General features: G+C 67.8%; 9 protein-coding genes and 1 riboswitch. Of the genes, 7 read left to right on the forward strand and 2 right to left on the reverse strand.

The genetic code is table 11. From position 1 onward, the window contains the following. Together AC27IQ_RS12870 and ahcY are read right to left on the reverse strand one after the other, a co-directional pair. On the reverse strand, positions 1-620 hold a 620-nt coding region (locus tag AC27IQ_RS12870; RefSeq protein ID WP_487089701.1), incomplete at its 3' end, for an SAM-dependent methyltransferase. 136 nt (positions 621-756) lie between these two features. Next, positions 757-2187, reverse strand: a complete 1431-nt coding sequence (gene ahcY / locus AC27IQ_RS12875) for an adenosylhomocysteinase (RefSeq protein WP_317353075.1) — start codon at positions 2185-2187, stop codon at positions 757-759. Between the two features lie 68 nt (positions 2188-2255). Further along, positions 2256-2352, reverse strand: a riboswitch (S-adenosyl-L-homocysteine riboswitch). A gap of 151 nt (positions 2353-2503) precedes the next feature. On the opposite strand from ahcY, the gene AC27IQ_RS12880 reads away from it, so the two are divergent. The 7 genes from AC27IQ_RS12880 to AC27IQ_RS12910 all read left to right on the forward strand — a co-directional run bounded on the left by AC27IQ_RS12880 (position 2504) and on the right by AC27IQ_RS12910 (position 11959). Then, complete coding sequence (locus tag AC27IQ_RS12880) at positions 2504-3559, forward strand: acyltransferase family protein (RefSeq protein WP_487089702.1); 1056 nt, start codon at positions 2504-2506, stop codon at positions 3557-3559. Positions 3560-3751: 192 nt separating this feature from the next. After that, entirely contained in the window at positions 3752-5380 is a 1629-nt protein-coding gene (locus tag AC27IQ_RS12885) for a peptide chain release factor 3 (RefSeq protein ID WP_284429751.1), read from the forward strand. A 20-nt stretch (positions 5381-5400) separates the two neighbouring features. Further along, on the forward strand, positions 5401-6843 hold the full coding sequence (locus tag AC27IQ_RS12890; RefSeq protein WP_487089703.1) for a hypothetical protein: 1443 nt from the start codon (positions 5401-5403) through the stop codon (positions 6841-6843). 21 nt (positions 6844-6864) lie between these two features. Beyond that, positions 6865-7218, forward strand: a complete 354-nt coding sequence (locus AC27IQ_RS12895; protein ID WP_284429749.1) for a DMT family transporter — start codon at positions 6865-6867, stop codon at positions 7216-7218. Then, positions 7215-8228: a glycosyltransferase family 2 protein gene (locus AC27IQ_RS12900; RefSeq protein ID WP_487089704.1), complete on the forward strand. Its 1014-nt coding sequence runs from the start codon at positions 7215-7217 to the stop codon at positions 8226-8228. The genes AC27IQ_RS12895 and AC27IQ_RS12900 overlap by 4 nt, the downstream gene beginning before the upstream one ends. Further along, the gene (locus AC27IQ_RS12905) at positions 8225-10027 is read left to right on the forward strand and encodes a hypothetical protein (RefSeq protein ID WP_487089705.1); all 1803 of its coding nucleotides are present in this window, start codon (positions 8225-8227) and stop codon (positions 10025-10027) included. The genes AC27IQ_RS12900 and AC27IQ_RS12905 overlap by 4 nt, the downstream gene beginning before the upstream one ends. Before the next feature lie 87 nt (positions 10028-10114). Then, positions 10115-11959, forward strand: coding sequence for a hypothetical protein (locus AC27IQ_RS12910; protein WP_284429746.1), 1845 nt, complete (start codon positions 10115-10117; stop codon positions 11957-11959). Positions 11960-12083: the final 124 nt, after the last annotated feature.

Here is a 12083-nt window from a genome sequence, read left to right on the forward strand (position 1 = left end):
GCCCGGGCCGAGCGCTCGGCCTTGAAGGCTTCGACGTCGTGTTCCTTGGCATCGTCGCTGTCGTCGTACTCGTCGTCGATCAGGCCGCCGTTGCGCATCCAGCCGTAGGGCGCTTCGGGCTGGGTCTCGTTGTCGTCGGGGTCTTGCTCGACCTGCTCGGACAAGGCGTCCTCGCAGGCGTCCTGCAACGATGCGGCCGTCAATGACCGGGCGTTGACGCCTTCCACGGCCACCACGCGCGGATCCTGCCGCAGGCGGTCGTGCAGTTGGCTGTGGCCCACGTCCACGCCGATCACCTGGGCCGCGCCGCGCTGCAGCAGGCAGTCGGTGAAGCCCCCGGTGCTCTGGCCCACGTCCAGGCAGCGCCAGCCCGCCACGTCCAGGCCCGCGGACACGAGCGCGCCTTCCAGCTTGAGGCCGCCGCGCGAGAGGTAGCGCGCCTCGGACTGATCGAGCAACTGCACTTCGGCGATGTCCGGAATCTCGTCACCGTTCTTGGCCACCTTGTGCCAGGGCAGGCTGGGTGCCAGCCGCCATTGCACGCCGGCCGCGATCAGGCGCTGCGCCTGCGACCGGGTCGCGGCGTGGCCCTTGTCCACCAGATACACGTCTGCGCGCATGCGCCCGTCCTTTTCAGAGTCAAAAAGGCCTCCAGCGCATATTCATCTAGCGCAAGAAGCTATTATTTTTATAGCGAAACAGGGCAGACAGGCCGGAGTCACCGGCCGCCGCCCCGGGGCGCGAAGCCCCGCCCGATCAGTAGCGGTAGGTGTCGGGCTTGTAGGGGCCGCTCTTGCTCACGCCGATGTAGGCGGCCTGCGAGTCCGTCAGTTCGGTCAGCATGGCGCCGACCTTCTTCAGGTGCAGGCGCGCGACCTTCTCGTCCAGCAGCTTGGGCAGCACGTAGACCTTGCCGGCCTCGTAGGCATCGGGCTTGGTGAAGAGCTCGATCTGCGCGATGGTCTGGTTGGCGAACGACGACGACATCACGAAGCTCGGGTGGCCCGTGCCGCAGCCCAGGTTCACCAGGCGGCCCTTGGCCAGCAGGATGATCTTCTTGCCGTCCGGGAAGGTGATGTGGTCCACCTGGGGCTTGATCTCTTCCCATTCGTACTTCTCGATCGACGCGACGTCGATCTCGTTGTCGAAGTGGCCGATGTTGCAGACGATGGCCTGGTCCTTCATCTTCACCATGGTGTCGTGGGTGATGATGTCCTTGTTGCCCGTCGTCGTCACGAAGATGTCGGCCTTGTCGGCGGCGTAGTCCATGGTCACCACGCGATAGCCTTCCATGGCGGCCTGCAGGGCGTTGATGGGATCGATCTCGGTGACCCACACCTGGGCCGACAGCGCGCGCAGCGCCTGGGCGGAGCCCTTGCCCACGTCGCCGTAGCCGGCCACCACGGCGACCTTGCCGGCGATCATGACGTCGGTGGCGCGCTTGATGCCGTCCACCAGCGATTCGCGGCAGCCGTACAGGTTGTCAAACTTGGACTTGGTGACCGAGTCGTTCACGTTGATCGCGCGGAACAGCAGCGTGCCCTTGGCGGACATCTCGTTCAGGCGGTGCACGCCGGTGGTGGTTTCTTCCGTCACGCCGATAATCTCGGCCGACTTGCGGGTGTACCAGGTCGCGTCTTCCGACAGTTTCTTGCGGATGGCGGCGAACAGGATGCGCTCTTCCTCGCTGGCACCGTTGCCGGCGACCAGGGAGGCATCCTTCTCGGCGCGCTGGCCCAGGTGCATCAGCAGCGTGGCATCGCCGCCGTCGTCCAGGATCATGTTGGGGCCTTCGCCCGCACTGCCCTTGGGACCGAAGTCGAAGATGCGGTGGGTGTAGTCCCAATAGTCTTCCAGCGACTCGCCCTTGATGGCGAACACCGGCGTGCCCGTGGCGGCGATGGCGGCAGCGGCGTGGTCCTGGGTGGAGAAGATGTTGCACGAAGCCCAGCGCACGTCGGCGCCCAGGGCTTTGAGCGTTTCGATCAGCACGGCGGTCTGGATCGTCATGTGCAGCGAGCCGGTGATGCGCGCGCCCTTGAGCGGCTGGCTGGCCGCGAACTCGTCGCGGATGGCCATCAGGCCGGGCATTTCGGTCTCGGCGATGCGGATTTCCTTGCGGCCCCATGCGGCAAGGGAAAGGTCGGCGATGGCCTGGTCGGCCTGGGGCTTGAGAACTGCGCTCATGGTTTTCTCCGGTAAAGAAGGTAAAAACCACGCATCGGAGGGGAATGGCTCACTCACCGCACAAGAAGCGTGGGCGAGCGTCGTTGCAAAATGATGATCCGAGCCTCGCGTCCCTGCCGCACACCGGGCACCGGGGGTAAAGACGCTGCAACGCTCCTCGGAAAGCGGCGATTATAAGGACATCGCGCTTCGCGCCCATGCCAGCGCGCCGACCGTGGCACGCTACAGAGCAGAGACCGGCATGGATTCGAGGTGCCGGCCTGACAACAAGACAACCAGCGATACGCCCGCAAAGGGCCAGAAGAACCCAGAGACAATGTCCACACAGCACCGGGGCAACCTGTTCGATCTGATGCGCATCTGCGCGGCGAGCGCGGTGATCTTCAGCCACCACTTCCACTTCAGCCACCACTTCCACATCACGCACACCGCGTCGCCCACCTGGCTGCATTCCGACATGGTGGGTGGCGTGGCGGTGATGACGTTCTTCACGATCAGCGGCTACCTCGTCACCCAGAGCTGGCTGCGCCAGCCCAAGGCGCTGGCGTTCCTGTCCAAGCGGTTCCTGCGGATCTGGCCCGGGGTGCTGTTCGCCGTGCTCACCAACGTCTTTCTGTTCGGGATCTTCTTCAACTCGATGCCGGCCGCGGACTTTCTGGCCCACCCCGATACGCTCGGCTACTTTCGCAACCTGCTGCTGATCAGGGACTACCCCTACCTGCCGGGCGTGTTCGAAAACAACCCGATCAAGCACCTGATGAACGGGCCCTTGTGGACCATCCCGATAGAAAGCCTGTGCTATCTGGTGCTGGCAGGCGCAGGGTTGCTGGGCGTGTTCCGGTCTCGCTGGCTCGCCGGCCTCGCCGCTGTGGCCTATCTCGCGTTCTTTCTCACCGCGCGCAATGCCGACCTGACAGGCGAGATGCAGCACTGGTTCGAATACCCCGCCTACTTCACCTATGGCGCGCTCATCGCCGTCTTCCGCGATGCATTCCAGGCCCGCTCCGGCCGGCTGCTGCTCCTGCTGACGCCGCTGGCCGCCGTGCTGTTCTTCGGATTGCAGATGGAGCACACAGCGGGCCTGCTCCTGCTGCCGCCGCTGCTGATCCATATCGGCTCGCTGAACGTGCCCGCGCTGGCCTTCCTGCAGCGCGGCGGGGACCCGTCGTACGGCATCTATCTGTACGGCTGTCCGGTGCAGCAGTCGGTGTATGCGCTCTGGCCCGATCTGGCGTTCATTCCGAGCCTGCTGCTGTCGGTGGCGCTGGCCGCCGTGGCAGGCTATGCCTCCTGGCATCTGGTGGAATCGCCGGCGCTGCGGTTCAAGCGGTGGTTCGGGCGGGCGCCCGTGACGCCCCAAGCGGCTCCCTGACCCCTTCGAGGGGCCAAGGCGGCGGCCCCGGGGCCGGGCCGGGGCGGTCCCACCGAGGTCCGGCACGAGGGCCGCCATTAGAATACGGCCACTTTTCCGCGGGCGCCCTCCGCGGCGGCACGCCAGCGCGCCGGCCCTGGCGCCCGTACTTCGGCCCACCCGCGTGCGCCGCGCCCCTCACCAAAAAACACTGTGTCCTACGTCTCCGAAACACGGCGCCGCCGCACCTTCGCCATCATTTCCCACCCGGACGCGGGCAAGACCACGCTCACGGAAAAGCTGCTGCTGTTCTCGGGCGCGATCCAGATCGCCGGCGCCGTCAAGGGCCGCAAGGCCAGCCGCCACGCCACCAGCGACTGGATGGAGATCGAAAAGCAGCGCGGCATTTCGGTGGCCAGCTCGGTCATGCAGATGGCCTACCGCGACCACGTGGTGAACCTGCTGGACACGCCGGGCCACAAGGACTTCTCGGAAGACACCTACCGCGTGCTCACCGCCGTCGATTCGGCCCTGATGGTGATCGACGCGGCCAACGGCGTGGAGGCGCAGACGCGCCGCCTGATCGAGGTCTGCCGCCAGCGCGACACGCCCATCATCACCTTCGTGAACAAGATGGACCGCGAAGTGCGCGAACCGCTGGACATCCTGGACGAGGTCGAGCGCGAGCTGGGCATGCCCTGCGTGCCCATGACCTGGCCCGTGGGCCAGGGCAAGGGTTTCGGCGGCATCATCAACCTGCGCACGCAGGCCATGACGGTGTTCGAGTCGGGCAGCGAGCGCCGCCCACAGGACTTCGAGACCATTCCCCTGTCGGACGCCGCCAACCTGCGCGCGCGTTTCGGCAGCGAATTCGACGCCGCCATCGAGAGCATGGAGCTCGCCGTGGGCGCCTCGCCCACCTGGGACCACGAGGCCTTCCTCGCCGGCAAGCAGACGCCGGTGTTCTTCGGCTCCGGCGTGAACAACTTCGGGGTCATGGAAGTGCTGGATGCGCTGGTGGACCTGGCCCCCTCGCCGCGTCCCCGCCTGAGCAGCCTGCAGGTGAACAAGCAGCCGGTCGAGAAAACCGTGCAGCCCGAAGACCAGAATTTCTCGGGCGTGGTGTTCAAGGTGCAGGCCAACATGGACGCCAACCACCGCGACCGCATCGCCTTCGTGCGCGTGGCCTCGGGCCGGTACACGCCGGGCATGAAGCTCAAGGTGCAGCGCACCGCCAAGGAACTGCGCCCCACCAGCGTGGTGACCTTCATGTCGCAACGCCGCGAGGCGGTGGAAGAGGCCTATGCCGGCGACATCATCGGCTTCACCACCCATGGCGGCGTGCAACTGGGCGACACCATCACCGACGGCGCCAGCCTGCAGTTCACCGGCCTGCCGTTCTTCGCGCCCGAACTGTTCATGACGGTCATCCTGAAGAACCCGCTGCGCACCAAGCAGCTGCAGCAGGGCCTGGCCCAGCTCGGTGAGGAGGGCGCGATCCAGGTCTTCAAGCCCGACGCCGGCGGTGCCATGCTGCTGGGCGCGGTGGGCCAGTTGCAGTTCGAAGTGGTGCAGCACCGCCTCAAGACCGAATACGACGCCGACGTGCGGCTGGAGGGCTGCCAGTACACCGGCGCCCGCTGGATCACCGCCGACAGCCCGGCCGACCTGCGGGCGTTCACTGACGCCTACCCGCTGCGGCTCGCGCACGACGCAGCCGACACGCTGGCCTACCTGTGCACCTCGCCCTACGACGTGCGCCTGGCCCAGGAGCGGTTTCCCAAGATCCATTTCCACCCGTTGCGCGAGCACGCCGGCCTGGCGCTGCAGGCCGCCGGTTGAGCGCAGACCATCGCCCGGCCGTGGGAGCGACGCTGCCATCTCCGTCCATTGCCCGCGCGGTCCGCGCCCCGCGGGATGGCTGGCGGGCAGCCACCCCGTTCCTGGTGATCTGGAGCGCCCTGATGGCGCTGTACGGCACCTGGCTGATGGCCTTCTGGCCGGGCATCCTGGGGGAAGACTCGGTCTCCATCCTGCTGGAGGTGGAGCGCGCAGGCGACTTCCGCTCCGGCAAGACCGTCTTCTGGTACTACTTCGTGCGCCTGTTCTACGAAGGCACGCGGCGGGTGGAGGTGCCCGTGGCGGTGCTGCTGTGCCTGTGCGCGCTGATCTTCGCCCGCATGCTCGCGTGGTACTGGCGGCAGGGCCTGAGAAAGAGCTTCGCGGTGGTGCTGGTGCTGGTGTGCCTGGCGCCGCACATGATTTACTTCATGGGCACGCTGTACCCGGACGGCATCTTCGCCGTGGCGTCCTGCGGCCTGCTGTTCGAGCTGTGGCTGGCCGCCCGCCAGCGCACGATGGGCGCGGCCTCGCTGGCCATGGTGGCCGTGGCGCTGCCCTTCGCGGCCTTCGCCCGGCCGAACGGCATCGTCTTTCTGCTGCCGGCGGTCGCCGTGCTGCTGGTGCTGGAGCGCCGCAGCCGCTGGACGCTGGCGGCGGTCATCGGTGCGGTGTGCGCGGCGATGTTCGCGGGCCACCAGCTGCATCCGTCCAGGACACAGGAAGCCGTCTATCCCATGGTGGTCTTCGAGACCGTGAACTTTCTCAAGCCCCGGGCCATGAACCGCCTGTGGGACCAGTATCCCCACATGAACGATCCCTGGGTGCTGGACCGGCCCAAGGTGTCGCCTGCGACGATCGAGATGCTCGGGCGCTACCGCCCCCTGCCGCAACTGCAGGCCTATGCAGACCCGGCGTACTGGGACATGCTCGTCTTCCACCCCGAGGGACCGCAGGTGCAAGGACTGCCGCAGCCGGACCAGAAGGCGCTGGTGCGTGAATTCCTCACCTACAACCTCTGGCAGAACCTGCCCGACTTCATCGCCAGCCGGGTCAACGTCTTCCTGGCCGCCGCGCTCGCGCAGGGCGGCTTTCCCTCCGTGACCTACGCCACCTACGTGCTGCAGCGCACGCAGGGGGTGTCGGTCTTTCGCCAGTTCGACCTGCGCGGCGTGGAGCGCCGCTTCATCGCCCTGCAAAAGGCCAGCCATGCATGGCGGTGGCTGCTGTGGACCCCTTGGCTCGGCATGCTTTTGCTGGCGTGGGCCCTGTGCCGGGGCATCGCCCGGCGCGACCTGCCCCTGCTGATCGTGGCGTTGCCCATGGCCGTGCAGCTGGTGGCCATCTTCCTGCTGTCCACAGCGGGCGAATACCGTTACCTCCTGCCGTTTTTCACCCTGCCCCTGGCCCTGCTTCCCGCTTTCGCCTTGCGCCGCCCCGGCCCGGCCCGCTCCGTGTCGGCATGACACGCCCCCAGCCTTCTCACCATGTCCCTTTTACTCACGTCCCTGACCCTGTTGTGCGTGCTCGGCATCTCGCTCGGGCAACTGCTGTTCAAGAAGGCCGCCATGATGCTGCCGGCCCAGCCGGTGCTGACCGACTGGATCTTCAACGGCTGGCTCATCGTGGCCCTGGCGCTCTACGGCGTGACCACGCTGCTTTGGATCTGGGTGCTGCGCAGCGCACCGCTGCACCTGGCCTATCCGTTCATGGGCCTGGCCTTCCTGATCGTGCCGGCGCTGGGGTGGCTGTTCCTGGAAGAGCCGCTGCATCTGCAGACCTTCATCGGGGGCGCGCTGATCCTGGCAGGCATTGCCGTGGCGGGGAGGGCTTCGGCATGACGAAGCACACCATGAGCGTCGCGGTCGCCATCCCCTGCTACAAGGTCACCCAGCATGTGCTGGAGGTGATCCGCACGATTCCGGCCAGCGTGTCCCGCATCTACGCGGTGGACGACGCCTGCCCCGACGGCAGCGGCGCCTTCGTCCAGCAGCACTGCACCGACCCGCGCGTGCAGGTGCTGTTCAACCCCGAGAACCAGGGCGTGGGCGGGGCCGTGGTCACGGCCTACCGCCAGGCCGTCGCGGACGGCATCGACATCGTGGTCAAGATCGACGGCGACGGCCAGATGAACCCCCGCCTGCTGCCGCTGTTCGTGCGCCCCATCCAGGACGGCCGGGCCGACTACACCAAGGGCAACCGTTTCTTCCGGCCCGAATCGGTGCGCGGCATGCCCGGGATGCGCCTGTTCGGCAATGCCGTGCTGTCGTTCATGACCAAGCTCAGCTGCGGCTACTGGTCCATCATGGACCCGACGAACGGCTACACCGCCATCCACACCAGCGTGCTGCGCGAGCTTCCGCTGGACAAGCTGGAGCGCCGCTATTTCTTCGAGACCGACATGCTGTTCCGCTTGAACACGCTGCGGGCGGTGGTGCGCGACGTGCCCATGGACGCCGTGTACGCGGACGAAGAATCGAACCTCAAGATCGGCAAGGTCCTGCCCGAATTCCTGAAAAAGCACGCCTCGCGCCTGGCCCGGCGCTACGTGTACAGCTACCTCGTGCGCGACTTCAACGTGGGCTCCATCTACAGCCTCTTCGGCATGCTTTTGCTGCTGGCGGGGGGCCTGTTCGGGGCGATGCACTGGATCAACAGCGCCTACGGCACCCATCCGGCCACGAGCGGCACCGTGATGCTGGCGGCGCTGCCGGTGCTCATCGGCATCCAGTTCCTGGTGGCGTTCCTGCACTACGACGTGGGCAGCGTGCCCACCGAGCCCCTGAGCACCTACCTGCATCCGGACGACCTCGATGCCGCCGCCGATCCAGCCGGGAAGGCCGCGCCATGAGCGTCTCCCCAGGCCACATCGCTCCCAACGACAGCCACACCCTCGCACCGTCCGAGCGCGCCACCCTGCACTGGATGCTGTGGGGACTGGTCGTGCCCCTCATCTTCTACGCGGCGCGCACGGTGGAAGTGCTCACGCGGGTGGAAATCCCGTTCGACTCGCTGCACACCTACCTGCCGCTGGCGCGCCAGTTGCTGGAGGATGCAGCGCAGCTGTTCAGCGATCCGAAGATGCTCAAGGTGGCGCCCGGCGCGGTCGTCTACATGGCGCTTTCGGGGGCGGACCCGGTGGCCGTGAAGGCGGCGAATCTCGCGATCTCGCTCGTGGCGCTGGTGCTCACGTTCGATGCCGCACGCAAGATCGGCGGCCGCGTGGCCGCCGCCGCCGCGGCCTGGCTGTTCGTGCTGCCCCACATGCTGGTGGAGGCCGGGGCGGTCCTCATGGGCGAAGCGCCCTTCGTGTTCCTGGTTGCCGTGTGGCTCTGGGCCACCACCTATGCGGTAGACACCACGGCCGGTACGCGCGCAGCGCGCTGGCGGATCGGCGCCGTGGTCCTGGCGGGCCTGGCCCTCGCCGCGGCCACCCTGACCCGCGGGACCTACATGTACTGGCTGCCGTTCGCCGTGGTGGCGTTCTTCGCCGCATCGCGCAAGCTGCAGGGCGCGCAACGAGGCGCGGCCGTGCGCATCGCGGCGGTGCACCTGATCGCCCTCGCGCTGGTGGGCGCCTACATGGCGCGGCAGAACGAGGAATTCGGCCGGCCCATTGTCGCCACGGGCACAGGCGCGGCGCTGTACTTCGGCAGCAACCCCGTGCTGTCCGGCTACGAGCCGCCGTACTTCGGACTGGTCCATGACGAGTCCACCATCACGGACGGACAGGGGCACCTTTCGATCGAGGGCGACCGCCGCCTGATGGCCGTGGCCAAGACCATGCTGCGCGAAACGCCCTTCCCGGTGCTGGCGCAGATGTACGTGCAAAAGCTCGGTGCCGTGCTGTTCTTCAGCCGCGCGCACCTGGACCGCCATGTCATGAACGACCGGTCCTGGCGCGTGGTGCTGGTGATCCTGGCGTGCCTGGGTGCGTGGGGCGGGCGCCGGCACCTGATGGTGTGGATGGCCACCGGCGCCGCGGCCTACCAGTGCGCGGTGCATGTGCCGGTGCTCTACAACCCGCGCTACAGCATCAGCGCGCTCGACATCCTGTTCGTGCTGCTGGCCGCACAAGGCGTGGCGATGCTGTGGCGCCAGCCACGCCGGGGCATGGCCCTGGGCGGCGCCCTGGTCACCATCGTGGCGGGCATCGGGCTGGGCTACTACCACCTGCGCGCCAGCGCGCCGCTCATGCCCGACCTGAGCCTCGGGCACCCCGTGCTGCTGCAGATGGCCGAGCCTGGCACGGTCCAGACCCAGGGGTGGGAGGGCGACCCGTTCGCGGCCGAGGTGCCCATGGCGTCCGGGAAAGCCCTGGTCGAGTGGCGCGCGAAGGCCTTCAAGATGGATGGCATCTCCATCCTGCGGCTGCCGCTGGAGCGCCTGGAAGGCCAGTGCCAGCGCCTGTGGGTGGGCTACACCCGGCCCGACGGTGCCGCACGCGCCAGCCTCGTGCGCCTGGACGGACTGAAGGCCGGACAGGACATCACCTGGGGCACGATGCCGCTGGTGATGCCCGGCCCGCCAGGGCGCCTGACGATGGAGTTCCACTGCAAGCCGGGCACGCGCATGCAGTTCGGCGAGCTGGGTTTGTACGAGGCCAGCGAAGGACGTTTCTACCGGGAAAAAGCGCTCAGCCCACCCTGAGGCTCCGCTTTTTCCCAGCCCCCACCGGGGCCCTTCTGCACGGCCGGACATGGCCTTGCAGTTCTTTTCCTTGACGGACACTCTGCCATGCGCTTTTTCAACGCTCACCGGATTCTGGCGGCGGCACTGTCCCTGCTGGGAGCCGCTGCGCACGCGGACACCGCCCCCCGCCCGGCGCGCGCGCCGTTCATCGTCGCCCCGACCATCGTCGGCACGATGGTGTGCGACGAGGCCGCCAGCGACCCGCGGATCAAGACCTACGAAGCCGCCATCGATCTGTGCCGCGCGCGCAAGCGCACGGGCGCGGCAGCGATCAACCGCCTGCTCGACACACTGGAGCCCGGCGGCCCGCGGGGTCAGGTGCAGATCGGCTTCACGTCCACGCTCCAGCTGCTGGCGCTGTACCGCAGGACCGCCACGGGCTGGGAGATCGACACGGCGCGGGTCGATGAATTCCTGCAGCTCGTCGCCGATGTGAAGCGCCCCGTCGTGCTGTACCTGGCCGGGGACCACTTCGACTCCGCCGGCCCCCTGACCGACGAGCTGGAGAAAGACCCGCGCAACCTCATGCAACTGCCCGGGGGCAAGCCGCTGGAACTGGGCTACTTCGGCTACCGCATCGCGCCCTACACGCTGGAGACGGATGCGAGCATTCCGGTCAACCGCTACCGCTACGAGGCCCTGCGCTACGTGGCCCGGCGCATCAAGGCCCTGCCTGCGGAGCAGCAGCAGCGCATCGTCGCCATCACGCTCGCGGGCGAACTGCACCACCTGTTCCCCGATTTCGAACACGGCATGGGCGAGTACCAGAACATCCGCACCACCGACTACAGCCCGGCCTCGGTGGCGGGCTTCCAGGCCTACCTGGCCAGGCAGTACGGCAGCATCGCGGCGCTGAACCGGCAGGCCGGGACGGCCTACGCCGCGTTCAACACCGTTCCCGCCCCGTCGCACGATGTGAGCCGCGAGCCGGCCAGCAGCCTGGGCGAGCACTACGACGCCTTTGCCGACGGCACCCTGCCGCTCTCCGGCTGGCTGTGGGACCCCGCAGGCCGCGTGACCGGCCTCGACCTGTACCTGGATGCGCGCTACATCGGCCCGGTGGCGCGCGGCTACAACCGGCTGGACGTGTACCGCGCGCTGGACGAGGTCACCACGCCGAACGTGGGCTTTCGCACCGACGTGGACTTCAGCGCCCTGCGCCCCGGCAAGCACATGGCGCAGATCGTGGCGCGCGTGGGCGGAGCGCGCTTCGAGGTGGCGCAGACCGAATTCACGGTGATGCCGCGCGACCGCCGCGTGGCACCGCCCAACCGCCGCCCGCCGGAGGTCTTCGGCATGAAAGCCGCGAGCGAGTTGCCCGGCGTGCGCTCGTGGCTCGACCTGCCCAAGCCGCAGCAGGGCGTGCTGTTCAATCCGCTGGCGCGGGACTGGAACCGTTACCGCGAGCAGCAGGTGGCGCGGCTGCTGGGCGAGTTCCACCGCATCGCCTCGAGCGAAGGGTTGCCGGCCGACAAGCTGTACTCCCACCAGATCGTGCCCAACGTGAACTCCTCCTGGAACCCGCAGCTCTTCGCGGCGGACCAGACCCTGCACGGCTCGCTGCCCTGGAAGCACGGCATCAACCTGTATGGCGGCGCCACCGACAGCGACTGGGTGCGGGGGTTCCTGGCCGAACGCAAGATCGCCGACTACGGCGTGCCGGAATTCAATCCGCAGCAGTGGAAGCGCGACGGCGCCCACCTGGCGGCCATGCAGTCGCACTACGCCGGCGGCGCGCGGTTCATCAGCCCATACTACTTTTCCGTCATTCCGAACCGGTTCAAGGGCAGCGCCGAAAACGGCGTGAACCGCATGGAGCTGGGCCCGGACAACACCAAGGACGGCTCCGACCGCTTCTACCGGGCCATCATCGAGTTCGCCAAGCGCTGAGGGCCTGGGGACGCCCCCGCGGGCGGCCCAGGCCTTGATCGCGCGTCCCCCTACTTTCCGGCCACGCCTTTCCCTGCCACCGCCATGCCTTCGCCCTCCCCCCTCCCCGCCACCTTGCAGCCCC

This window comes from Acidovorax sp. KPB24-07 (genome assembly GCF_057543315.1).